Origin of the sequence: Gryllotalpicola protaetiae (assembly GCF_003627055.1) — a bacterium.
In the GTDB taxonomy this organism is placed as follows: Bacteria; Actinomycetota; Actinomycetes; order Actinomycetales; family Microbacteriaceae; genus Gryllotalpicola; species Gryllotalpicola protaetiae.
Window position 1 is genome coordinate 2,174,268 of sequence record NZ_CP032624.1, and the last position, 23,755, is coordinate 2,198,022.

General features: G+C 71.1%; 24 protein-coding genes. 20 read left to right on the forward strand and 4 right to left on the reverse strand.

Annotated elements, in window-relative coordinates; translation table 11 throughout:
- Positions 1-30: 30 nt before the first annotated feature.
- Entirely contained in the window at positions 31-660 is a 630-nt protein-coding gene (locus tag D7I44_RS10655; protein ID WP_120789482.1) for a TetR/AcrR family transcriptional regulator, read from the reverse strand.
- A 52-nt stretch (positions 661-712) separates the two neighbouring features.
- On the opposite strand from D7I44_RS10655, the gene D7I44_RS10660 reads away from it, so the two are divergent.
- From D7I44_RS10660 to D7I44_RS18690, 4 genes are all read left to right on the forward strand, one after another.
- Complete coding sequence (locus D7I44_RS10660; RefSeq protein ID WP_120789483.1) at positions 713-1,903, forward strand: family 1 glycosylhydrolase; 1,191 nt, start codon at positions 713-715, stop codon at positions 1,901-1,903.
- Complete coding sequence (locus D7I44_RS10665; protein ID WP_120790903.1) at positions 1,903-2,703, forward strand: SGNH/GDSL hydrolase family protein; 801 nt, start codon at positions 1,903-1,905, stop codon at positions 2,701-2,703. Before D7I44_RS10660 ends, D7I44_RS10665 begins: the two co-directional genes overlap by 1 nt.
- Positions 2,704-2,737: 34 nt before the next feature.
- Entirely contained in the window at positions 2,738-3,988 is a 1,251-nt protein-coding gene (locus tag D7I44_RS10670; RefSeq protein WP_120789484.1) for an MFS transporter, read from the forward strand.
- 134 nt (positions 3,989-4,122) lie between these two features.
- Positions 4,123-4,224: a hypothetical protein gene (locus D7I44_RS18690; RefSeq protein ID WP_342768574.1), complete on the forward strand. Its 102-nt coding sequence runs from the start codon at positions 4,123-4,125 to the stop codon at positions 4,222-4,224.
- 11 nt (positions 4,225-4,235) lie between these two features.
- Here the strand turns inward: D7I44_RS18690 and D7I44_RS10675 are convergent, their stop codons facing one another.
- Complete coding sequence (locus D7I44_RS10675; RefSeq protein ID WP_120789485.1) at positions 4,236-4,805, reverse strand: DJ-1/PfpI family protein; 570 nt, start codon at positions 4,803-4,805, stop codon at positions 4,236-4,238.
- A gap of 129 nt (positions 4,806-4,934) precedes the next feature.
- On the opposite strand from D7I44_RS10675, the gene D7I44_RS10680 reads away from it, so the two are divergent.
- From D7I44_RS10680 to D7I44_RS10690, 3 genes are read left to right on the forward strand one after another with little or no spacing between them, the layout of a single operon-like run.
- Positions 4,935-5,393, forward strand: a complete 459-nt coding sequence (locus D7I44_RS10680) for an SIP domain-containing protein (RefSeq protein ID WP_162940214.1) — start codon at positions 4,935-4,937, stop codon at positions 5,391-5,393.
- A 14-nt stretch (positions 5,394-5,407) separates the two neighbouring features.
- A complete protein-coding gene (locus D7I44_RS10685; protein ID WP_120789464.1) occupies positions 5,408-5,902 on the forward strand; it encodes a Dps family protein in 495 nt (164 codons plus the stop codon).
- 16 nt (positions 5,903-5,918) lie between these two features.
- Positions 5,919-7,169, forward strand: a complete 1,251-nt coding sequence (locus D7I44_RS10690) for an alpha-L-fucosidase (RefSeq protein ID WP_120789486.1) — start codon at positions 5,919-5,921, stop codon at positions 7,167-7,169.
- A 32-nt stretch (positions 7,170-7,201) separates the two neighbouring features.
- Here D7I44_RS10690 and D7I44_RS10695 read toward each other — a convergent pair whose 3' ends face one another.
- Entirely contained in the window at positions 7,202-7,756 is a 555-nt protein-coding gene (locus tag D7I44_RS10695) for a TetR/AcrR family transcriptional regulator (RefSeq protein WP_120789487.1), read from the reverse strand.
- 136 nt (positions 7,757-7,892) lie between these two features.
- Between D7I44_RS10695 and D7I44_RS10700 the strand changes: the two genes are divergently transcribed.
- Complete coding sequence (locus tag D7I44_RS10700) at positions 7,893-8,327, forward strand: tautomerase family protein (RefSeq protein WP_162940220.1); 435 nt, start codon at positions 7,893-7,895, stop codon at positions 8,325-8,327.
- 113 nt (positions 8,328-8,440) lie between these two features.
- Positions 8,441-9,172, forward strand: coding sequence for an SDR family NAD(P)-dependent oxidoreductase (locus tag D7I44_RS10705; protein ID WP_120789489.1), 732 nt, complete (start codon positions 8,441-8,443; stop codon positions 9,170-9,172).
- Positions 9,173-9,219: 47 nt separating this feature from the next.
- Here D7I44_RS10705 and D7I44_RS10710 read toward each other — a convergent pair whose 3' ends face one another.
- Positions 9,220-9,750 (reverse strand): GNAT family N-acetyltransferase, encoded by a 531-nt coding sequence (locus D7I44_RS10710; protein WP_120789490.1) that lies wholly within the window; start codon positions 9,748-9,750, stop codon positions 9,220-9,222.
- 90 nt (positions 9,751-9,840) lie between these two features.
- On the opposite strand from D7I44_RS10710, the gene D7I44_RS10715 reads away from it, so the two are divergent.
- The 11 genes from D7I44_RS10715 to D7I44_RS10765 all read left to right on the forward strand — a co-directional run bounded on the left by D7I44_RS10715 (position 9,841) and on the right by D7I44_RS10765 (position 23,664).
- Entirely contained in the window at positions 9,841-11,181 is a 1,341-nt protein-coding gene (locus tag D7I44_RS10715) for an amidohydrolase (RefSeq protein WP_120789491.1), read from the forward strand.
- A complete protein-coding gene (locus tag D7I44_RS10720; protein ID WP_120789492.1) occupies positions 11,178-12,176 on the forward strand; it encodes an ATP-grasp domain-containing protein in 999 nt (332 codons plus the stop codon). Before D7I44_RS10715 ends, D7I44_RS10720 begins: the two co-directional genes overlap by 4 nt.
- Positions 12,173-13,486, forward strand: coding sequence for a M20/M25/M40 family metallo-hydrolase (locus D7I44_RS10725; protein ID WP_120789493.1), 1,314 nt, complete (start codon positions 12,173-12,175; stop codon positions 13,484-13,486). The genes D7I44_RS10720 and D7I44_RS10725 overlap by 4 nt, the downstream gene beginning before the upstream one ends.
- A gap of 110 nt (positions 13,487-13,596) precedes the next feature.
- The gene (locus D7I44_RS10730; protein ID WP_245979535.1) at positions 13,597-14,142 is read left to right on the forward strand and encodes a GNAT family N-acetyltransferase; all 546 of its coding nucleotides are present in this window, start codon (positions 13,597-13,599) and stop codon (positions 14,140-14,142) included.
- Positions 14,143-14,290: 148 nt separating this feature from the next.
- Positions 14,291-15,610, forward strand: a complete 1,320-nt coding sequence (locus D7I44_RS10735; protein ID WP_245980248.1) for an MFS transporter — start codon at positions 14,291-14,293, stop codon at positions 15,608-15,610.
- Between the two features lie 143 nt (positions 15,611-15,753).
- Positions 15,754-16,992, forward strand: a complete 1,239-nt coding sequence (locus D7I44_RS10740; protein ID WP_120789496.1) for an LLM class flavin-dependent oxidoreductase — start codon at positions 15,754-15,756, stop codon at positions 16,990-16,992.
- Complete coding sequence (locus D7I44_RS10745; protein WP_120789497.1) at positions 16,992-18,389, forward strand: NtaA/DmoA family FMN-dependent monooxygenase; 1,398 nt, start codon at positions 16,992-16,994, stop codon at positions 18,387-18,389. Before D7I44_RS10740 ends, D7I44_RS10745 begins: the two co-directional genes overlap by 1 nt.
- Before the next feature lie 98 nt (positions 18,390-18,487).
- On the forward strand, positions 18,488-20,110 hold the full coding sequence (locus D7I44_RS10750) for an ABC transporter substrate-binding protein (protein WP_120789498.1): 1,623 nt from the start codon (positions 18,488-18,490) through the stop codon (positions 20,108-20,110).
- Positions 20,111-20,131: 21 nt separating this feature from the next.
- Complete coding sequence (locus D7I44_RS10755) at positions 20,132-21,085, forward strand: ABC transporter permease (protein WP_120789499.1); 954 nt, start codon at positions 20,132-20,134, stop codon at positions 21,083-21,085.
- Between the two features lie 18 nt (positions 21,086-21,103).
- Positions 21,104-22,030, forward strand: a complete 927-nt coding sequence (locus D7I44_RS10760) for an ABC transporter permease (protein ID WP_425459333.1) — start codon at positions 21,104-21,106, stop codon at positions 22,028-22,030.
- Positions 22,027-23,664 (forward strand): dipeptide ABC transporter ATP-binding protein, encoded by a 1,638-nt coding sequence (locus D7I44_RS10765; RefSeq protein WP_120789500.1) that lies wholly within the window; start codon positions 22,027-22,029, stop codon positions 23,662-23,664. Before D7I44_RS10760 ends, D7I44_RS10765 begins: the two co-directional genes overlap by 4 nt.
- Positions 23,665-23,755: the final 91 nt, after the last annotated feature.

The window sequence follows — 23,755 nt, forward strand, 5'->3', positions numbered from 1 at the left end:
GCACGGTCGAACGGCCGGCGCCTCCGAGCCCTACGCCTTGGAGGCGCCGGCCGGCGGATTCCCGGCAAGGAGCGCTCTGAAGAGCTCGGCGAGGCGCATCAGATCCGACTCGAGGTCCACTCCCTCTTCGATCAGAGAGCGCAGCTGCAGCCCGTCGGCGGCGGCGATGAGGATGCGGCTCACGAACTCGATCGTGTCGCGATCGCCCAGCGCGGCGTCCACGCTCGGCTCGGCATCCGGTCGGACCGTGAGCATCTGCGCAACGTCGGCCGAGAGGGCGCGGAAGTGCTCGGAGAAGAACTGGTGCGGCGTCCGCGCGGGATCCGAGGCGGTCGCCGCCATCGCGACATACAGTCGCGACAAGCCGGGCGTCTGCACCTGGAGCCGGACCGCCGCGCGCAGCTTCTCGATCGGATCGCTCGAGGCGAAGGTCTCGCGATAGGCGCGGTCGCGCTCGACCAGGATCGCGGAGAAGAGTGCCTCCCTCGTGCCGAAGTAGTGGATCAGGCCCTGCTCGCTGAGGCCCACCCGCTCGGCGATCGCCTTCATCGACGGGCCCTCACCCGCGTGCTCGTCATAGGCGGCCAGCGCCACCCGCAGGATCTCTTCGCGCTTGAGCAGGCCCTTCGCGTACGGACCGCGCGCCTCAGACGCCGTCATGGTCACAACCTACTGCCCGAACCCCAAAACCTAGTGTTACTCTGCTTTCGTGATGGAGCTGTCGACGACGACCTTCCCGCCCGGATTCCTCTGGGGCACGTCAATCGGCGCGCATCAGACCGAGGGCAACAACACGGCGAGCGACTGGTGGCTGCTCGAGAACTCGCGCGGTTCTGGCGTGCATGAGCCGTCGGGGGATGCCGTGGACGGCTATCACCGCTGGGCGGAAGACCTCCAGCTCGCCGCCAGGGCGGGGCTGCGCGACTACCGCTTCGGCATCGAGTGGTCGCGCATCGAGCCGGTCGACGGACGCATCTCGACGGCCAACGTGCAGCACTATGCGCGCATCATCGAGCGCGCCCGTGAGCTCGGTCTGCGGCCGCTACCCACGCTCCACCACTTCACGCTCCCGCTCTGGTTCTCGCAAGGCGGCGGCTGGCGGCGGTCGGATGCCGTCGAGCGCTTCCTGCGCTATGTCGATGCGGTCGCACCGGTCCTCGAGTCCGGGGTCGAACGCGTGGAGACCATCAACGAGCCGAACATCGTCGCGGCCCTCGCGACGGGCGCGTCCGGCCTCGCGCAGGGGCTCCCGGTACCCGACCGGGCGGTGACAGACGCCATGATCCGCCTGCACGACGCGACCCGCGATCGGCTCCGCGTCAACCACCCCCGGATTCTCACCGGCTGGGGGGTCTCCGTACAGGACTACCAGGCGGAGCCGGGCGCTGAGCACGTCCTGCACGCCTACACGTATCCGCGCGACGAGATCTTCCTCGAAGCGTCTCGGGGTGACGACTGGGTGGGCATTCAGAGCTACACCCGGGGGTGGATCAGGGACGTCGGCGGGCGGCCCCAGGCGTTAATCGACGACGACGCGCCCCGTACGCAGTCCGGCTGGGAGAACTACCCTGAGGCGGTCGGCGGTGCGGTGCGACGCGCCGCGCGGGTGATCGGCGGCGTGCCGATCATCGTGACCGAGAACGGGATCGCCACGGACGACGACAGCGCGCGCATCGAATACACCCGGCGGGCGCTGCTCAGCCTGCGGCAGGCGATGGATGACGGGGTGGATGTGCGCGGATACCTGCACTGGAGCCTTCTCGACAACTACGAGTGGGGCGACTGGGGCCCGACCTTCGGGCTCGTGTCGGTCGACCGCGGGACCTTCGACCGCACGCCGAAGCCGTCCTTGGCGTGGCTCGGCAGCCTGGCCCCCGAGCGAACGTCGGGTCGGGCCGCGTGATGAGCGCCGACGGCTCCCCGTACGTGGCCATGGGCAGCTCTTTCGCGGCCGGGCCAGGGATCATGCCGCGCACGCCGCGCAGTCCGCGTGCGGCGGGTCGTTCGGAGCGCAACTATGCGCACCTGCTGGCCGCGCGCCTCGGCCTGCGGCTGGACGACCGGACCTTCTCAGGCGCGACCGTTGCGCAGATCGCCGGCGTGGCCGTCGGGCAGCGGCGGCCGCCCCAGGTCGAGGCCGTCGGCGGGGCGACCCGCCTCGTCACGATCACCGCGGGGGGAAACGACCTCGGCTTCCTGCCTCGCCTGACGTTCGCCAGCCTGCCTGCTCCGCTCCGTCTGCCGCGCTGGCGCCGACGCGTCGCAGAGCTCGGCGATCCGCGCGCGGTCGACGACGCGTTCGACGCTCTCGGGTCCGATCTCGCGGCCCTCTGCCAGACGATCCGCCGCCGCAGCGACGCCGTGATCGTGCTCACCGACTACCTCACGATCCTGCCTTTCGAGCCCGAAAGGGATGTCGCTCCGATGCCGGTCGAGATCCGCGACTGGGGGCAGGGGGTCGCCGCGCGGCTGAGCGGGGTGATCGCCGCGGTCGCCGAGTCGGAGGGCGCGATCTTCACCGCGCTCGCCGACGCCTCGCGCGATCACCACGCGTGGGCCCCGTCGCCGTGGACCTCCAGATTCCATCTCAGCCTGCGCGGGGGAGCGCCGTACCATCCCAACGCAGCCGGCATGGAAGCCGCCGCCCGCCTGGTCGAGGCTGCGCTCCAACCCCATCGCGATCGGCTCGGCCTCACGGCCTGACCGCCGCGACGGCACCCAGCGCAAAGGAGCGCGAATGCAGCAAGCCACGGCCCAACCGGATCCGAACCCGACCCGGGAGCTCTCCCTGCGAGCGAAGGCGGGAGGAGTCGGCTGGCTGATCTTCCTCGCTCAGCTCGGCTGGTCGATCCCGAACAACGCGGCCACCACCCTGCTCCAGTCGGCATCCGTCAGCATCGCTCCCGGGCACAAGCTGCAGTTCTACGCGCTCCTCACCACCGTCGGCGCCGTCGCGGCGGTCATCGGGGTCGTCATCGGCGGTGCGCTCTCGGACCGGACGCGGTCGCGCCTCGGCAAGCGGCTGCCGTGGATCCTGGGCGCGGGCGCCCTCGCCGCCCTCGGCCTGTTCGCCACGGGGCTGCCGATCCCGCCGATCGCCGTGATCGGCGCCTACTGCGTCTTCCAGGCTGCGCTGAACGCCACGGTGGCATCCATCAACGCGCTCATTCCGGACTACTTCGCGCCAGCCGTCTTCGGGCGGGTCTCTGCGCTGGGCGGCGCCGGGGTCCTGCTCGGCACGGTGATCGGGAGTCTCGGCGCAGCCGCCTTCGTCACCGTTCCGCGCGTCGGACTGACGATCGTGCCGTGGACGATCGTCGTGGCGGCGGTAGTGGTCGCCGCCCTGCTCCCGCGGCGCTCCAGCCGCGACGAACCGCGGGCGGCGACGGGCGCGATCCAGTTCCTGCTCTATCTGCGGCCGCCGAAGGACCGCCAGTTCTGGTGGGTGTTCGCGGGACGATTCCTGTTCATCCTCGCGCTCTTCATGACCGTCCAGTACCAGTTCTACATCGCGACCGACTACCTCGGGCTCGGCGCTCAGGCCGCGGGCAACCTGCTCGCGCTGTGCTCCCTGATCCTGGCGCTGAGCGCGGCGGCAGCGACCCTCGTCACGGGCCCGCTCTCCGACCGCTGGGGGCGGAAGGTGTTCATCATCGCCGCGTCCGCCGCGGTGATCGTGGGGATGATCCCGCTCCTCGTGACCGACAGGCCGTGGGCGCTGCTCGTCGCCTTCGGCTTCGGCGGTGCGGCATACGGCGCCTACCTGTCCGTCGACGCGGCGCTCACCATCGACGCGCTGCCGACCCGGCGCCACGTCGCCAAGGACCTCGCCGTGCTCAACGCATCCAACAGCCTGCCCCTGCTCTTCGCCCCTGGGTTGGCCGGGCTCCTCGTCTCCCAGCTCGGCTACCGGGCGAGCTTCACCGCCACCATCGTCCTCGCGGCGGCCGCAGCGGTCTGCGTGCTGTTCGTGCGCCGCGTCCGCTGACCGGGGCCGGACGCCGCAGCGGTGGGCTTGCGCGGTGGCCGCGCGGCGCGCGGCGGTACCGTTCGCGCATGAGCGGCGGAACCAAAGAGGACCCGTGGTAGCTGATGACGGCGCCGGGCTCTTCGGCATACACGATGTACCGCGACGAGTCGGTCGGCCCGCCGCTGCTGGTCTGCCAGGTCGGGTCGACGAAGCTCACCCACGATGCGCGCAACAACAGGGTGCGCGCCGTCTGAGGCGCGGGAGCTCACGCCGCGGCGCGGACCCCCGCGGCATCCAGCGCCTTCAGGAATGCGCCCATCCAGGTGCCGTTGTCCGGCCAGGCGCGGGCGGTCACGAGGTTGCCGTCGATGACCGCACCGCCGTTCTCGAACACGCCGCCTGCCGTTTCGACGTCGACCGCGAGCTCGGGGTAGGCGGACGAGGTGCGGCCGGGGAGCACACCCGCGGCGGCCAGCAACAGCGGCCCGTGGCAGGTGGCGGCGACCGGCTCGTTCTTCTCGAAGAAGTACCGCACGATGCGCTTCGCGTCCTCGTTGTTGCGGATGTACTCGGGCGCGCGGCCGCCGGGCACGACGATCGCGTCGTAGTCAGCAGGGTCGACATCGGCGAACGCGATGTCGGCCGGCCAGGTGTGCCCCGGCTTCTCGGTGTAGGTGTCGAAGCCGTCGACGAAGTCGTGGACCACGAACTGCAGCTTGCGCTTCTCGGGAGCGCCGATGTGAACCTCGTACCCCGCCTCCTGCAGGCGGTGATAGGGGTAGAACACCTCGAGGGTCTCGGCGGCATCGCCGGTGAGGATCAGGATCTTGGGCATTGCAGTACCTCCTTGTACATGCGGGAATCGCGAGATCGCACGCCCATAGTGCGTGATTCTCGGCTCCACCGGTAGCCTGCGGGCATCGGCCTCTTCCCAGTAAGGGTTGCCTAACCTATGCTCATGTACATGGGTTCCCGTCACCGCGCTCGCTTGCGTGACCGTGTGTTCATCGCCGGCGACCTCGCCGATCTGACGGCGATCCAGCATGTGCTCGCGCTGCTGCCCGACGATGCGTACGGTCAGGTGTACATCGAGGTGCTCGACGAGCGCGACGTCACCCCGCTCGATGCCCCGAGCCGCGTCACGGTGACGTGGTTGCCCCGTGTGCTGCGGTCGAGCGCGATCCGCCCGCTGGCGTTCGCGGCGCACGGCGAGGCGCTCGCAACAGCGGTCGCCGGGTGGGTGGGCGAATGGATGCCGGGGGCGGCGGGTGTTGAAGGGGGATCTTCCCAGGCATCCGATCAATCGGTCATCATGTGGGTGGGCTGCGCAGGCAGCGCGCACATCACTGCTCTCTACGACGTCCTGCAGTCCCGCCTTGCCGGGCTGAACGCTTTGCCTGACCTTTCGCATCACGTGAGTTGAACGAAGGAGAACCGATGTCCACCGAGACCCCCGTTTCCGCGCAGGCGGCCGGCGCCACCACGCCTGAGCTCGCCGCCGGTGTCGCGCAGTTCCTCGCCCCCGTCGTCATCGATCTGGAGGCGCTCGTCGTGAACGGCAAGCAGGCGCACTGGAATGTGCGGGGCGCCGATTTCATCGCGATCCATGAGTTGCTCGACCAGCTCGTCGATCATGCGCAGGAGTTCGCGGATGACTCGGCCGAGCGCGTTGTCGCTTTGGGCCTCCCGGTGGATTCCCGTTTGGAGACCGTCGCCGCGAAGGCGACGCTGCCCGCGTTGAGCGATGGCTTCCAGGACTGGAAGGTCACGGTGACGCAGGTCGTCGCCCAGATCGACGCCGCACTGGTGACCGTGCGTGCTGCGGTCGAGGGGCTCGACGAGGTCGACCTCAACAGCCAGGACATCGTGATCGGCATCGAGCGCGGTCTCGTCAAGGACCGTTGGCTGCTGCAGTCGCACCTCGCCGCCTGAGCGCGCGGCGCCTGCCGTGCGGATTCCGCGGCCGACGTCGGGTCAGCTCGCCTGGCAGCGACTGCGCCTCGGCGTGTTCTTCCACTTCGGGCTGAACACCTTCCACGACCTCGAATGGAGCGACGGGTCGCTGTCGGCCGCGAGCTTCGACCCCGGCGACCTCGACGCCGAGCAGTGGGTGCGCACCGCCGCCGAGCTGGGCGCGCGCTACGTCGTGCTGACCGCGAAGCACCACGACGGCTTCTGCCTGTGGCCCACAGCGACCACCGACTACTCGGTCGCCTCGGCCCCGTGGCGCGGCGGCGCAGGCGACGTCGTGCGGGAGGTGGCCGATGCCTGCGCCCGACACGGTGTGCGCTTCGGGTTCTACCTCTCGCCATGGGACAGGCACGCGCCGGAATACGCCGACCCGGCGGCCTACGACGAGCTCTACACGGCCCAGCTGCGCGAGCTCTGCGCGAACTACGGCGACGTCGCCGAGGTCTGGTTCGACGGCGCCGGGTCGGAGAGCAGGGTGTACGACTGGGAGCGCTACCTGGCGGTCGCCGCCGAACTGCAGCCGCACGCCATGGTCTTCAACATGGGCGCGCCGACGATCAGATGGGTCGGCAATGAGGACGGGCTCGCGCACGACCCGGTGCGCTACGCGGTCGACCGCGGCGACCTTTCGAACTACAGCGACGAGACCGTCGGGTACGGGCATCCGGTCTACCTGCCGCCGGAGTGCGACGTGTCGCTGCGACACGGCTGGTTCTGGGCGGCGCGCGACGAGCCCAAATCGCTCGAGCACCTGCTCGCGATCTACTACGGATCGATCGGCATGGGCGCGAACCTGCTGCTCAACCTGCCGCCGGACTCGCGCGGGCTGCTTCCCGATGCCGACGTCGCGCGCGTGCGCGAGCTGCGCGCCGAGCTCGACAGGCGGTTCGGCGATCCGCTGGCTGCCGTGATCGGGGCGACGGGGGACGGCGTGCGGCTCGATTTCGGGCGCGAGGTTCTGGTCGATCACCTGGTGCTCAAGGAGGGCCTGGTCGACGGCCAGCGGGTGACGGGCTTCGAGATCGTGACGGATGCCGGTGAGCCGCTCGCCTCGGGCGGCAGCGTCGGGGCGCAGCGCATCTGCGTGTTCCCCGCGCGACGCGTCCGCTCGCTCTCCGTGCGACTGCGCGGCGACGGCGCGGTGCTGACGAGCGCCACCGGCTATCGGACGGGAGCGAGCGTGGTGCCCACGATCGGATACACGGCGCCGACCGAAGCGCCGGAGTGAAAATCGGCGGTCAGGGTCGGCGTGCGCGGGCGCTACAGCGACGCGAGATGCGCGCGCAGCCCGCTCGCGACCGTCTCGAAGGGCTCGATGCTCTTCTCGGCCCGGCTCAGCACGACGGCACCCTCTGCGCCCGCGATCAGGAGTGTGGCGAACGGTCCGGCGGCTGAGGGCTCGAGCCCGGCATCCGCCAGCCGCTTGGCCAGACTCGCGCGCCACTCGCGGAAGATCTCGGCCGCGCGTTCAAGCACGTCCGGCGAATCGGCCGACACAGTGACGCCGAGCACGGAGCAGCCGGCACCGCACTCGGAGCTCACGAGCAGCTGCCGCCACATCCCGAAGAACGCGTCGGCCACCTCGGCGGGGGTCGTGCCGCCCGCGGCGATGAGTGCGTCCTCGGCGTTCTCCTCGGCAAGGTCGAGCGCGGCGATGACGAGCTCGTCCTTCCCGCCCGGGAAGTGGTGGTAGATCGAGCCGCGCGGTGCGCCGGTCAGCTCGAGGACGTTCGAGAACGACGTCGCCTGGAACCCGCCGGTCGCAAGCAGGCGCAGCGCGCCGCCCGTCATCCGCCGTCGTACGTCGCCTGCCATCACTGCCCTGCCTCTCGCATCCCGATCTTAGGTTGTGCTCCGCAGCGACCGACCGAGGCGGTCGTGCGCTCTTGACGTGCGCCGCGGCGCACGCGATTATGACGACTGTCATAGCACACGATTTCCGGAGGCCACCATGCCCATGATCGACATCTACGCAGCCGAGGGGACCTTCGGCGACCCCCACGCACTCGCCGTCGAGCTCGCGACCGAGCTCAAGGCCATCGAGCGGGTGCCCGACATCCCGATGTTCCGGGAGAACACGGCCGCGTTCGTGCACCAGATCGCCCCGGGCTCGTTCGCCAACGTCGACGGGGAGGGCGGCCATGTGCGGGTGCAGGTGCTGACGAATGCTGGCGCGCTCGACCGCGAGCAGCAGCTGGCCGTCGTCGAGCGATTCACACAGCTGGTGGCGGATGCCGCGGGTGACCCTGCGCTCGCCAGGCGAACCTGGGTGCTGCTGACCGAGGCTGCCGAGGGCGGCTGGGGTCTGTGGGGCCATGCGCATACCAATGCCGAACTCGTGCAAGCCGCGCGCGACGAGATCGGGCGGCTCAGCGCGGGCGCGTAGGCCGATTCTCTCCGCCGCAGGCGAACCGGGAGATGTGGGCTTGCATTTTTGAACTGATCTGTCTAATCTCAGGCGTATTGAACAAGTCAGTTCAAAAACAAGGAGCACAACCCATGAACGCCAACGAACTCAGCGGCAAGACCGCTCTTGTGACCGGAGCCACCTCGGGCATCGGCCGCGCCACCGCCAACCGGCTCGCTGAGCTCGGCGCGGACGTCATCGTCCACGGCCGCAACGCCGCCCGTGGCGCCTCGGTCGTCGAAGAGATCGAGCTGGCCGGCGGCCACGCCCGCTTCGCGCAGGCCGACCTGAGCGACCCGGCCGACATCAGCCGGCTGGCCGCAGAGGTCGGCGACGTCGACATCGTCGTGAACAACGCGGGCACCGCGTGGTTCGGGCCGACGGTCGACACCGACGTCGCGACCTACGACGGGCTGTTCGACGCGAACGTGCGCGCCACCTACCTGCTGACCGCGGCACTCGTGCCGGGGCTCATCCGCAAGGGCGGCGGCTCGATCGTCAACGTGAGCAGCATGGCCGGGCGGGTCGGCATGGCCGGCGGCGCGGCCTACGGCGCCACGAAGGCGGCGGTGTCGTCATTTGCGCAGGCCTGGGCCGCGGAGTACGCGGGCTACGGCATCCGTGCGAACGCCGTCGCACCCGGTCCGGTGTTCACGCCCATCCAGCCGGAGGACGCGACGGCCTCGCTCGGCAGCACCACCCCGCTCGCACGCGGCGCGAAGCCGGAGGAGATCGCCGACGCGATCGCCTTCCTCGCCTCCGACCGCTCGAGCTACATCACCGGCCAGACCCTCTCGGCCGACGGCGGCTACACCGCCGTCTGAGCGGTGCAACGCGAGAGAGAAGGGGCCGGCGATCTCGCCGGCCCCTTCTATGCGTGCAGCTCGCGCGCGAAGTAGATGCCCTCGGGCACGCGGTCCGCGTAGGGCGGGTACGCGGCGATCGGCGCGTAGCCGAGCTTCTCGTAAAGGCCGACGGCCTCGGGCTGACGGATGCCGGTCTGCAGCACCACCCGCGTGGCGCCTGCGGCCGCGGCATCCGCCTCGACCGCCTCGATCAGCAGCGCGCCGACGCCGCGGCCGCGCGCGGCGGGCAGTGTGATGAGGCGCTTCAGCTCCCACGCGACGGGCGCGCCCTCGACCTCGAGGCGGCGCAGGGCAGCGTGGCCGATGGGCGTGCCATCGGCCTCGAGTGCGAGGTAGACGCCGCGCAGGGTCGCGGGGTCGAGCACAAACGCGTCGGCCCGCGCCGCGGCCTGCTCGTCGGTGAGGGCGGCGTTGAGGTCGGCGTAGCGCGGGGCGATCTCGGCGTCCATCGCGGCACGGAGCCGGGCGGCCCGGTCGTCCTCCCACTCGACCCGCTCGATGCGGACGGTCTGCTCGGGGCTCGCGAGATCGGGCATGGAACCAGTCTCTCAGCGTGCGGCTGACCGTCCGGTCACATGCGGCAACATCGCCGGCCGCCGTCAGCGACGGCCCATAGCGTGGCAGGCATGACGCGCGACCTCTCACGACCCGAGACCCCCGATCGCTCGTATGCCGACGCCCTGCAGGCGCGCACCGAGAGGCTGGCGGATGCCGCGGAGTACGTCACCTCGCCGTACGAGGGCGCCCCGGCAGAGCTCGCGGCCGAGGTCGGCGCGACGGTCGACGAGCTCGCGCCCGAGATCGTCGCGCTCTCGCACCGCGTCTTCGAGACGCCGGAGGAGGCGTTTCAGGAGGTGCGCAGCGCCGCCGCCGTGGCAGAGGCTGTCGCGCGGCTGGCCGGAGCGCCCGTGCGGCGCGGGGTCTACGGGCTTGAGACGGCGGTCGAAGCATCCGCCGGCCCCGCGCCCAGAGCCGGAACCGCGACCGTCGCGATCCTCGCGGAGTACGACGCGCTGCCCGGCATCGGGCACGGCTGCGGCCACAACCTCATCGCGGCGTCGGCGGTCGGCGCCTTCGCCGCGCTCGCGCGGCTCGGCGACCGGCTGCCCGGGCGGGTGGTGCTGCTCGGCACGCCGGCCGAGGAGGGCAACAGCGGCAAGGAGCTGATGGCCCGCCAGGGCGCGTTCGACGGCGTCGACGCCGCGATCATGGCGCACGGCTTCGGCTACGACGCCATCGACCAGCCGTTCATCGGGCGGCGGATTCTGCGTATGGAGTTCGAGGGCGTGCCCGCCCACGCCTCGGCATCTCCGTTCCTCGGGCGCAACGCGCTCGACGCGGCGACGCTCGCATACCAGGCCGTCGGCCTGCTGCGGCAGCACCTGCCGCCGAGCGACCGCGTGCACGGCATCGTGAAGGAGGGCGGCGAGCGGCCGAGCGTCATCCCGCGGCGCGCGGTGCTCGAGTTCTATCTGCGCTCGCACCGCGCCGACACGCTGAAGGAGCTCAGCCGCCGCCTCGACGACATCGCTCACGGCGCAGCGCTCGCGACCGGCACCGGCGTCACCCTGCACTGGGACCCGCAGCCCGGCACCCTGCCGACGCGGTTCAACCGGCCGCTGTCGGAGCGGTGGGCCGTGCACCAGGCGGCGCGGGGCCGCAAGGCGCTGACCAGCGCGGTGGTGCCGGTCGAGCTCGCGGCGTCGACGGACTTCGGAAACGTCAGCGTGCGCGTGCCGGGCATCCACCCGGTGATCAAGGTCAGTCCGCCCGAGATCGCGCTGCACACGGCCGAGTTCGCCGAGTGGGCGCGGTCGGCGGCCGGCGATGAGGCAGCGACGGATGCCGCGTTCGGTCTCGCCCTGACGGCGCTCGACTTCCTCGCCGACGCTTCATTGCGCGAGGCCGCGCGCGCCGACTTCGAGGCGGCCGGCGGCGTGCTGGATGTAGAGGAGTACTTCGCATGAGTTCCCTGCCCGTTGCCGATGGCCCCGCTGTCTACGCGATCCACGAGAACCCCGAGTGGTTCGGCGTCTTCCGCGACGCGTTCGAAGCCGAGGGTGTGCCGCTCGTCGAGTGGCTGCTCGTCGACGGCGACTTCGACCCGCTCGCGGTGCCGCCCGATGGGGTGTTCTGGTCGCGCATCAGCGCGTCGAGTCACACGCGGGGTCATATTCTTTCGAAGGAATATGCCCGGTCGGTGCTCTCTTGGCTCGAGGCGAGCGGCAGCCGCACCGTCAACGGCCGCGCGGTGCTCGAGCTCGAGGTGAGCAAGGTCGCGCAGCTCGCGGCCCTCACGCGCGCGGGCATCGACGTGCCGCGCACGGTCGCCGCGATCGGGACAGCGCACCTGCTCGACGTCGCCCGCTCGTTCCAGCGCGAGCTCGCTGCGCCGTTCGTCGTCAAGCACAACCAGGGCGGCAAGGGGCTGTCGGTGGCGCGGTTCGACTCGGCGGACGAGCTCGAGGCCGCGCTCGCCGCGGGCGATGTCGATGAGCCGCAAGACGGAATCACCCTCGTGCAGGAGTACGTGCAGCCCGCCGAGCCGTTCATCACGCGCGTCGAGATCGTGGGCGGCGAGTTCGTGTACGCGATCCGCGCGGACACCGCGCGCGGCGGGTTCCAGCTCTGCCCGGCGGATGCCTGCGCGATCGACCCCGCGACCGGGAAGCTCGTCACCCCGCCCGGGGCCACCATCGCACCTCAGCCGGGTGACCAGCTGTTCTCGCTGCGCGACGGGTTCCGGCATCCGATCATCGAGCAGTACCTGGCGTTCACGCGCGAGAACGGCATCGAGATCGCCGGCATCGAGTTCATCGAGGCGGCCGACGGGCGCATCGTGACCTACGACGTGAACACGAACACGAACTACAACGCGGCGGTCGAGGCGGTCGCGCCGGCATCCGGCCCGCGGGCGATCGCGCGCTACCTCGGCGGCCTTCTCGCCGAGCAGCGAGCATGACCGAGCCGAGCCTGCTCGAGCGCGAGGCGCTGCAGTTCGCGCAGGAGCTCATCCGCATCGAGAGCGTCAACCCCGGTGTCGCGCTGCCGGCGGGCGACGGCGAGGCGCGAACCATCGAGTACATCCGCGAGCGGCTGGCGGATGCCGGGTACGAGCCGCTCGTCGGGGAATCCGTGCCGGGTCGCGCGAACCTCGTGCTGCGCATCCCCGGCAGCGACCCCGCCCGCGGCGCGCTGCTCGCGCACGCCCACGTCGACGTCGTCGCCGCGCAGGGCGAGGACTGGACGCACCCGCCCTTCGGCGGCGCGATCGCCGACGGATTCCTCTGGGGCCGCGGCGCCCTCGACCTCAAGAACTACGCAGCGGTGCTGGTCGCAATCGCCCGCCACTTCGCGCGCGAGGGCGTCGTGCCACGGCGCGAGCTGATCCTCGCGTTCTTCTCCGACGAGGAATCGGGCGGGGTGCACGGCGTGCGCTGGGTGCGCCGCGAGCACCCCGAGTGGCTGGCCGGGGCGACCGAGGCACTCGGCGAGGTCGGCGGCTTCTCGGTGACGCTCGGCGACAAACGTGCCTACCTCGTGGCAACGGCCGAGAAGGGCGTCGGGTGGGTGCGGCTCAGAGCGCGCGGCGACGCGGGGCACGCTTCCCGGCCCAGCGCAGACAACGCCGTGACACGCATCGCCGCCGCCCTCGCGCGCCTCGGCGAGCACCGCTTCCCTGCGACGCATACGCCGGCGCTCGACGGATTCCTGGCCGCGGCGTCGCGCCTCATCGGAGTCGAGCTGACGCCCGACAACCTCGAAGAGCACCTCGACGAGCTCGGCGTCGCCGGCCCCATCGTGCAGTTCGGGCTGCGGCACACCGTCACGCCGACGGTCGTCGCCGGAGGCTACAAGTCGAATGTGATCCCGGGCGAGGCATCCGCCGAACTCGACACCCGCAGCCTGCCGGGGCCTGACGCCGAGCTCAAGGCCGTGGTGCAGGAACTCGCCGGCCCCGACGTCGAGCTGACCCTCGGCAGCTGGGTGCCGCCCCTCGAGTCGCCGACCGACAGCCCGCTGCTCGACATTCTGCAGGCCGCGATCGCCGCCGAGGACCCGGACGGTGTCGTCGTGCCCTATCTGCTGCCGGCGAGCACCGACAACAAGCACCTCGCGAGCCTCGGCATCGCCGGTTACGGCTTCGTGCCGCTGCGCACCCCACCCGACTTCGACGCGTACGGCCTGCTGCACGCGGCCGACGAGCGGATTCCGCTCGAATCGCTCTTCTTCAGCGCGAGGGTCACCGAGCGGATCCTGCGCGAGGCCTGACCTCGTATCGCGACGGTACGTGACGCCGCATGACCGTCGGTTACGGGGCCCTGCCGCAACCGCCGCGCCCGTCCGTAGCGTCGGAGCACAGCCGAGACTCAGGAGGAGCCGTGACCGAGAGCGCCATCGCCGCGATCGAACCGCCGCTGCAGGCATCCGACATCACCGTGCGCATCGCCCGCCCCGACGAGTACCCGGCGATCGGCGAGCTCAGCTACGCGGCCTACGCGAGCGACTACGAGATCGGCGAGGACTACGCCCACACCCTGCAGCACCCCGAGCTGCGCACGGACGACTATGACATCTGGGTCGCCGAAGACCCGGCGACCGGCGTGCTGCTCGGCACCACGTCCATCCTGCGCGGCCTTGAAGCGCGTGGGCGCGCGCTCGCCGACGAGCTGTACTTCCGCCTGCTCGCCGTCGCGCCGGCCGCACGCAGGCGCGGCATCGGCGCACGGCTCACGACGCTCGCGCTCGACCTGGCGCGCGAGCGCGGGCTGCGCGCGGTCTCGCTCAACAGCGGCCAGAACATGACGGGCGCGCACGCGCTCTACCGCAGCCTGGATTTCGAGCGGATTCCTGAGCGCGACGTCGTCATCGGCGAGGGCGAGCACGCGCACACGGTTTACACGTTCGCCCGCCCGGTCGAGGCGTGAGCGCCGGGCCGGCGACCTCGGCCCCGGCATCCGTCCCCACCGCACTCGGCTCGGCCACCCGCGCCAGAAGCTCGCGCTGCTCGCGTGCGTTCTCGCGGGCTTCGCGACGCTAACCGACCAGGGTGTCGTCAATTATGCGCTGCCGTCGCTGGCCGCATCCCTCCATGCGAGCACGAGCCAGGTGCAGTGGTTCCTGTCGGTCTATTCGCTGACCTTCGGCGTCGGACTCGTGCCGGGCGGACGGCTCGGCGACGCGCACGGTCGGCGCGGCCTGTTCCTGCTCGGCCTCGGGCTGTTCCTCGCGGGGTCGACCCTGTCCGTGACGGCGCCCGTGATCGGCTGGGCGATCGCGGGGCGCGTCGTGCAGGGCTTCGGCGCGGGGCTGATCAGCGCGCAGGTGCTTGGCATCATCCAGGACCTGTTCATCGGCCGCGCCCGCGTCGCCGCGCTGTCGGCATACAGCATCGCGGCGTCGGCCTCGGCCATCGTCGGCCCGCTCGTCGCCGGGGGAGTGCTCTCGGTCGCGAGCGAGGGCGTCGCCTGGCGCGCCGTGCTGACGGTCAGCATGCCGTTCGTCGCGGCCACGGGAGTGCTCGCCGCGCTGTTCGTGCCGAGGTTCAAACCCGTCGGCAGGCGGGCCGGCCTCGATGCGCTCGGCATCGCACTGACGGCCTGCGTCGTGCTGCTCGCGACGGTTCCCGTGGTCTCGCGACTGCCGCGCCCGGCATCCGCCGCCGTCATCGTCGCCGTCGCGGTCCTGGTCGCCGTCACGTTCCTGTGGGAACGGCGGCTCGGCCGACGTGGAGGCACGCCGCTGTTCGCGCCCGTGCTGGTGCGCTCCGGCGGATTCGTCTCGGGCAACGTGGTCGCGCTGCTGTGGTTCGGCGCCGCGGGCGCGCAGGGCTCCGTCATCACCGTTTTCCTTCTGCAGGGCTATCGGATGCCGGGGCTGGCGGTCGCCGCCCTGATGATCCCCGGCTCGCTCGCCCGCATCCTGGGTTCGGGCCTCAGCGGGCGCATGCACGACCTGTTCGCCGCATGGGCGCTGCCAGGCGCGCTCGCGATCGAGGCCGTCGCGGCAGCGGTGCTCGTCCCGGTCGTCGGCTCGCCGCCCGCTGCGTGGGTGCTGGCCGTGCTGGTCGGGGTGCAGCTCGTGATGGGCTTCGGGTCCGGCGTGTTCGAGCCGCTGATCCGTGCGCGCACGCTGTCGTTCGTCCCACCTTCCGACTACGGGCTGGGTGCGTCGTTCCTGCAGCTGACGCAGCGGCTCGCGGCGACGTTCTGCATCGCGCTCGTGACCGGCATCGCCTTCGCCCACGGCGTCGACGCCGTCGGCCCCGCGACCCTGCGGGGCGCGGTCGCCGTCACCGCCGGCCTGCTGCTCGTCGCGCTTGCCGAGTCCGTGCGGGCGGCACTGGCCGAGCGCCGCCTCGAGAAGTGCCGCGATGTCGTCCGGCTCGGGGTGTGACGACATCGCGGCACTTGTCGCCGTAGACCGCCCACCGCGCCGTCGACTCCCGACGCGCCCCAGTGTTACGCCGTGTGTAGTTCTGCGACGCTGCGTTCCGGGGCCGCTGGCCCGGGCGGCACGGTCGGCATAGCGTCGCGACTATGACCCCCTCATCTCACGGCGCGGCCGCGCGCCTCGACCTCGGCGTCGCCCTCAACGACGCGGGCTGGCATCCGGCGGCGTGGCGCGCAGAATCCGCCCGTCCTGCCGAGCTGTTCACCGGCCGCTACTGGGCGGACCTCGCCCGCACGGCCGACGACGCCGGGTTCGAGCTGCTCACCATCGAGGACGCATTCGGCCTGCAGACCCGCAGCCCGTTCGGCGCGGTCGATCCTGCCGACACCGACCAGGTGCGTGGCCGACTCGACGCGGTGCTGCTCGCCAACTGGCTCGCGCCCGTGACGAAGCGCATCGGCCTGATCCCCACGGTCAACACGACGCACACCGAGCCCTTCCACGTCTCGACCGCGATCGCGACGCTCGACTATGCGAGCCGCGGCCGCGCCGGCGTGCGGCCGGTCGCGTCGGCGAAGCCGCATGAGGCCGCGCACGTCGGCCGCCGCACCTTCCCGGAGTTCGACGTCGCGAATTACGCGGGCCCCGAGGCGCAGGCCCTGATCAGCGAGTGGTTCGGCGAGGCAGCCGACGCCATCGAGGTGGCGCGCCGGCTGTGGGACTCCTGGCAGGACGACGCCATCATCCGCGACCGGGCGACCGGCCGGTTCATCGACCGCGACCGCCTGCACTACATCGACTTCGAGGGCGCGCACTTCAGCGTCAAGGGGCCGTCGATCGTGCCCCGCCCGCCGCAGGGCCAGCCGGTCGTCGCGCTGCTCGCGCACCAGCGCATCCCCTACGAGCTCGCCGCCCGCCAGGGCGACGTCGTGTTCATCACCCCGCACGACGACGCGCAGCTCGCGTCGATCACCGCCGAGGTCCGCGACGCCGAGACGCGGGTCGAGCGCGTGGGCGAGCCCCTGCGCGTGTGGGCGGATCTCGTGGTGCTGATCGAAGAGACGACGGATGCCGCGCAGACCGCCCTCGCGCACCTCGACGGTCTCGCGGGCGACCCGTTCGCCAGCGACGCGCTGATCGTCTCAGACACGGCCGAGGGCGTCGCCGAGCGGCTGCTCGCCTGGCACGCTGCCGGGGCCGAGGGCATCCGCCTGCGTCCCGCCCGCCTGCCGCTGGACCTGGATCGCATCGCGCAGGGCGTCGTGCCGCTGCTCGACGCCGCGGGCGTTCGCAGCCCGCGCGCCGACGACCCGGCCGCGACCCTGCGCGCCCGCCTGGGTCTGCCCGCTGCCGTCAACCGCTACGAGATCGAGGAAGTCGCCTGATGACCGCCACCGACCCCATCACCGGCAAGCCGATCAAGCAGGTGCACCTCGCGGCGCACTTCCCCGGCGTGAACTCGACCACCGTGTGGAGCGACCCCGCCTCGGGCAGCCAGATCGACTTCGACTCGTTTGAGCACTTCGCGGCGACGGCCGAGCGCGGGAAGTTCGACTACCTCTTCCTCGCCGAGGGGCTGCGGCTGCGCGAGCACCGCGGGCACATCCACGACCTCGACGTCGTCGGCCGCCCGAACACGCTCGCGATCCTTGCGGCGCTCGCCGCGATCACGCAGCACATCGGCCTCGTCGGCACCCTCAGCTCGACCTTCAACGAGCCGTACGAGCTGGCCCGCCAGTTGCAGACCCTCGACCTGCTCTCGGGTGGCCGGGCAGGCTGGAACGTGGTGACGAGCTCGGACGCGTTCACGGGCGCCAACTTCCGCCGCGGCGGGTTCCTCGAGTACGCGGACCGCTATGTGCGTTCGGGCGAGTTCATCGCCACCGCACGCGAGCTGTGGGATTCCTGGGCAGACGGCGCGGTCGTCGCCGACAAGGCCGCCGGTCGGTTCCTCGCCGACGATGCTCTGGGTCTCGTCGACCACCACGGCCCGCAGTTCGACGTGACCGGCTACGGCACGCTGCCGCGCAGCCCGCAGGGCCACCCGGTGATCGTGCAGGCGGGTGACTCGTCGGACGGCCGGGACTTCGCCGCCCGCGACGCCGAGGTGATCTTCTCGCGGCACTCCGAGTTCGAGGACGGCCGGGCGTTCTACGAGGACGTCAAGAGCCGCGTCGAGGCGAATGGCCGGAACCGGGACGACCTCAAGATCCTGCCTGCCGTCACCTTCGTGCTCGGCGACACCGCCGAGGAAGCGGCTGAGCGCAGCCGCCACATCACGCTGCAGCAGGTCAGCCCGCAGACGGCGATCGCGTTCCTCGAGCAGGTGTGGGGCCGCGACCTCTCCGCCTACGACCCCGACGGGCCGCTGCCTGACGTGGAGCCGGAGCTCGCCGCGGCATCCGTCACCCGCGGCCGCGTGCGGCACGACCGCGACGTCGCGGCCACCGCGCAGAAGTGGCGCGAGCTGGCCGAGGCCGAGAACCTCAGCATCCGCGAGCTCGTGATCAGGGTCTCCGGCAGGCACTCATTCGTCGGCACACCGCAGCACGTCGCTGAGGAGATCAACCGCTACGTGCAGGGCGACGCCTCAGACGGCTTCGTCATCGTCGGACACCTCAGCCCGACCGGCCTCGACGAGTTCACCGACACGGTCATACCCGAGCTGCAGGAGCGCGGCGTGTTCCGCACCGAGTACCCGGAAGGCGGCACTCTGCGCGAGCTGCTGGGCGTCCGGCCGCCGGTCGCGCAGCACCCCGCCCTCGTTACGTCATCTTCGTAACGCACGGACCCACTTGTTCACACTCGGGCAGGCGCACCCGCCCGTTGCCTAGCGTCGAAGCACACCCCCTTTTGACCCCCACGACCAGGAGAACCACAGTGACTTCACGCACCAGTGCGCGCATCGCCGTGCTCGTCGCCGGGGCCGCCGCGCTCGCGTTCGCGCTCGCCGGCTGCTCGGGCGGCTCGGGCTCGGGCTCCGCGGCAGGCGATTCCTCGCCCGCGGCCGACAAGCCCGTCGCCGGCGGCAACCTGACCTTCGCGATCTCGAGCGAGCTCGGCTGCATCGACCCCCAGCAGATCGGCAACAACGACGACATCGCCATCGCGCGCCAGACCGTCGCGTCGCTGACCACGCAGGACCCGAAGACCGGCGAGATCAAGCCGTGGCTCGCCTCGTCGTGGAAGGTGAACGACGACGCGTCGAGCTTCACCTTCACGCTGCGCAAGGGTGCGAGCTACTCCGACGGAACGCCGATCGACGCGGAATCCGTCAAGGAGAACTTCGAGGGCATCCAGGCACTCGGCGCCAAGGCGACGCTCGGCTCGACCTACCTGAGCGGCCTCAAGGACGTCAACGTCATCGACCCGCAGACGGTCCAGATCGACTTCGACGGCCCGAGCGCCCAGTTCCTGCAGGCGACGTCGACGTTCAGCCTCGGCCTCGTCTCCGACGCGAGCACGAAGCTCTCGGTCGCCGACCGCTGCGCGGGCAAGTTCGCCGGCTCCGGCCCGTTCACGGTGAAGAGCTTCACCCCGCAGAGCCAGGCCGTGCTCGCGAAGCGCGACGGCTACAGCTGGGGCTCGAGCACGAACGCGCACACCGGCGCGGCCTATCTCGACTCGGTGACCTTCAAGGTGGTGCCAGAGGCCTCGACGCTGACCGGCTCGCTCTCGAGCGGCCAGATCGACGCATCCGCCGATGTGCAGGTCACCGATCTGCCCCAGTTCGACGGCAACGGATTCTGGGTGCTGAACCGCACCAACCCGGGTGTCGTCTACAACCTGTACGCCAACGCCAAGAACCCGATCCTGGCCGACCAGAATGTGCGCCAGGCGATCTCGAAGGCGATCGACCGGGATGCCGAGGCGAAGCTGCTGACCAAGTGGGACAAGCCGGCGACCAGCGTGCTGTCGTCCTCCACCCCCTACTGGACCGACGAGTCGAGCCTGCTCACGCAGGACGTGGCGGGCGCCAAGAAGCTGCTCGACGACGACGGGTGGAAGGTCGGCAGCGACGGCATCCGCGAGAAGGACGGCCAGCAGCTGTCGTTCAAGCTGGTCTACTGGCAGCCCTCGAACGACGAGCTGCAGCTCGTGCAGCAGGAGCTCAAGGCGATCGGCATCGACCTGCAGCTCAAGCAGACGACGATCGCCGACGCGACCGCGACCAACAACGGAACGCAGGCGCTGTCGTGGGGCAACCTGACCCGTGCCGACCCCGACGTGGTGCGCACCGTTTTCTCCGCCCGGGCCACGCAGAACAACAACCACCGGGCCGTCGAGCCGGTCGACGACCTGCTCGACCAGCAGGCGGCGACGACCGACCAGAAGACGCGCCAGAAGCTCGTCGACCAGGCGACGCAGACGCTCATCAAGGAGGGCTGGTCGATCCCCGTCTACCAGCTGTCGACCACGATCGCGGCGTCGAGCAAGGTGCACGACCTGAAGTTCGAGGCATCCAGCCGCCTCGACTTCTACGACGCCTGGCTCAGCAAGTAAGCAACCAACAGGGGATCAGAGATGCTCCGTTACCTCGCCAGACGGCTGCTGCAGGGCGTGTTCGTGCTCTGGGCCGCGTACACGCTGTCGTTCCTGATCCTGTTCACCCTCCCCGGCGACGCGGCCACGGTCGCGGCCGCCGGGGGCGGTGACGCCAGCACGGTCGACCCGAAGCTCGTCGAGCAGCTGCGGCACGAATACGGTCTCGACCAGCCGCTCTGGCTGCAATATCTGCACGCGCTCGGCAAGGCGCTGCGCGGCGACTTCGGCGCGAACCCGCAGACCGGCCAGCCGGCGCTGCACGAGGTCACGCAGGTGCTGCCGAACACGCTCGGCCTCGCGGCCGCGGCACTGGTGCTCGCGGTGGTGGTGGGCTTCCTGCTCGCCGTCGCGAGCACCTTCCCGCGCGCGTCGTGGCTGCGGCAGGCGCTCGGCGCCCTGCCGCCGCTCGGCGCCGCGGTGCCCGTCTTCTGGATCGGCCTGCTGCTGCTGCAGTGGTTCTCGTTCCACCTGCGCTGGTTCCCGTCATTGGGGGACGAGGGATTCCGCAGCCTGGTGCTCCCGGCCGTCACCCTCGCGGTGCCGACCGGCGCCTATATCGCACAGCTGCTCTCGCGAAGCCTGCGGCTCACGCTGGGGCGGCCGTACATCGATCAGGTGCGCGCCAAGGGCGCCGGCGAGGCGCGCGTCCACTTCGCCCACGCGCTGCGCAACGCGGTGCTTCCCACGCTGACGATGGTCGGCGTGCTGATCGGCAACCTGCTCGCGGGCACCGTCGTCACCGAGACCGTCTTCTCGCGCACGGGCGTCGGCCGACTCGTCGTGCAGGCCGTCGGCGACCGCGACCTGCCCGTCGTGCAGGTCGTCGTCGTGTTCGCCGCGCTGGTATTCGTCGTCTCGAGCCTCGCCGTCGACCTCATCTACCCGCTCATCGACCGGCGCATCGTCCTGGGTCGCGCCGCCGCGATCGCCTAGGGGGTCACTGTGACGGAAATCCTGCTCAACGAAAATCTCGCCGATGGAGCTACCCCTCGCGAGCACAGCTCGCTCGGCGCCGAACGCGCGACAGCCCACCGGGCTGTCGCCGCTGAGCGTTCGCGCGCGCGTTTCTTGCTCGCCGCTCTGAAGAGACCCGGTCTCGTCATCTCGGTGCTCGTGATCGCCCTGGTCATCCTTTGGGCGTTCGCGCCTGGCCTGTTCACGCACCACGATCCGCTCGTCGGCAACGTGGTCGACCGCCTGCAGGCGCCGACCGCGACGCACATCTTCGGCACCGACAATCTCGGCCGCGACCTGTGGGCCCGCGTGGTCTACGGCTCGGCGCAGTCGCTCGCCGCCACCTTTCTCGCGGTCGTCCTGGCCCTCGTCGTCGGCTCGGTGCTCGGCCTGCTCGCCGGCTTCCTGCGCGGCTGGGTCGACGACGTCATCATGCGGGTGATGGACGTCGTGCTCGCCATCCCCACCGTGCTGCTCTCGCTCGCGATCATCACGGCGCTCGGCTTCGGCATCGTGAACGTGGCCGTGGCGGTGGGCTTCGCGAGCGCGGCGAGCTTCGCCCGTGTCATGCGCTCCGAGGTCATCACGATCTCGACCGCGCTCTACGTCGAGGCGGCCCGCGCCTCGGGTGTGCGCTGGTACACGGTGCTGCGCAGGCACGTGCTGCCGAACTCGCTCGGGCCCGTGCTGTCCCTCTCTGCGCTCGAGTTCGGCACCGCCGTGCTTGCGATCTCGTCGCTCAGCTTCCTCGGCTTCGGCGCCCCGCCGCCCGCGCCGGAATGGGGCGCGCTCATCTCGGAGGGCCGTAACTACCTCGCCACCTCGTGGTGGCTCACGACGTTCCCAGGCCTAGTCATAGTTCTGGTGGTGCTCTCTGCCAACCGCATCAGCCGCGCATTCGAGAAGAACGGAGCAGGGCGATGACGGATGCTGAGGCGGCGCTGCTTTCCGTCAAGAACCTCCGCGTCGCGTATGAGGCCGGAGACCGCAGCGTCGAGGCCGTGCGCGGCGTCGACTTCGAGGTCGGCCGCGGTGAGATCGTCGCCATCGTCGGCGAGTCCGGCAGTGGCAAGACGACGACCGCGCAAGCCGTCATTCATCTGCTCGACCCGACCGCCCGGGTCACCGCCGACGAGCTCGCCTTCGACGGCACCGAGCTGACGAAGCTCTCCCGCGGGCAGTGGCGCGAGGTGCGCGGCGCGCGCATCGGCCTGATCCCGCAGGATCCGGTGGTCTCGCTCGACCCCGTCAAGAAGGTCGGCGAGCAGGTCGCCGAGGCGCTGCGCGTGCACAAGCTCGCAGGCCGTCGCGCTGCCGCGATACGGGCCGTCGAGCTCCTCGAGCTCGCCGGGCTCTCGCAGCCTGCGCTGCGCGCGAAGCAGTTCCCGCACCAGCTTTCCGGCGGCATGAAGCAGCGCGCGCTCATCGCCTCCGCGCTCGCCCCCGATCCCGAGCTGATCATCGCCGACGAGCCCACCAGCGCCCTCGACGTGACGGTGCAGAAGCAGATCCTCGACCACCTGTCGAGCCTCGTCCGCGAGCGCGGCACCGCGGTGCTCCTCATCACGCACGATCTGGCTGTCGCGGCCGACCGCGCCGACCGCATCCTCGTGATGCAGGGCGGCGAGATCGTCGAGTCGGGCTCGGCGGCCCAGGTGCTGGGCGCGCCCCGGCATCCGTACACCCGTGCCCTGGTCGCCGCGGCGCCCGCGCTGTCGGGTGGTCGGCTTCAGCCCTCTGCGCAGGTGCGCGAGCGAGCGCAGGCGGATGCTGCGCCGGTCCGCCCGGCCACCACGCTGTTGGCCGCCGCGAACCTCACGAAGGACTTCGGCTCCGGCCGCGACAGACTGCGCGCCGTCAACGAGGTGTCGTTCGACATCGCCCGCGGCGAGACCTTCGCGCTCGTGGGCGAGTCCGGCTCCGGCAAGAGCACGACCGCGCGCCTCGTCGCGCGCCTCGAGACGGCCACCGCAGGCGCCGTCGCCCTCGACGGACACGACTACACGCACGCCCGCGGCGAAGCGCTGCGGCAGCTGCGCCGTCGGCTGCAGCTCGTGTACCAGAATCCGTACGCCTCGCTCGACCCGCGCTTCACGGTCGCGGACGCCGTCGACGAGCCGTTGCGCGCGTTCGGCACGGTGCGCGAAGCGCGAGCGAAGCGGGTGGCCGAGCTCATCGACCTCGTCGCGCTGCCGGCGTCGTTCGCGACCCGCCGCCCGGCCGAGCTCTCCGGCGGCCAACGGCAGCGCGTCGCCATCGCCCGCGCGCTCGCCCTCGAGCCCGATCTCGTCGTCCTCGACGAGGCGGTCTCTGCCCTCGACGTGTCGGTGCAGGCGCAGATCCTGCAGCTGCTCACCGATCTGCAGGCCGAGCTCGGTCTCGCCTACCTTTTCATCACGCACGACCTCGCCGTGGTGCGGCAGATCGCCGACCGCGTCGGCGTGATGCAGGGCGGCCGCCTCGTCGAGACAGGGTCGGCAACCGGCATCCTCGAATCGCCCGCCGTGGAGTACACGCAACGGCTGCTCGAGGCGATCCCGGGCCGCGACTTCGCCTGAGCGCCCCGCAGAAGACGTGCCGGGGTGCGAAATGTACGTTCAACGCGCCGTGAGCGTGCTTTTCGCACCCGCCAATTCCCACCCCGCCCCA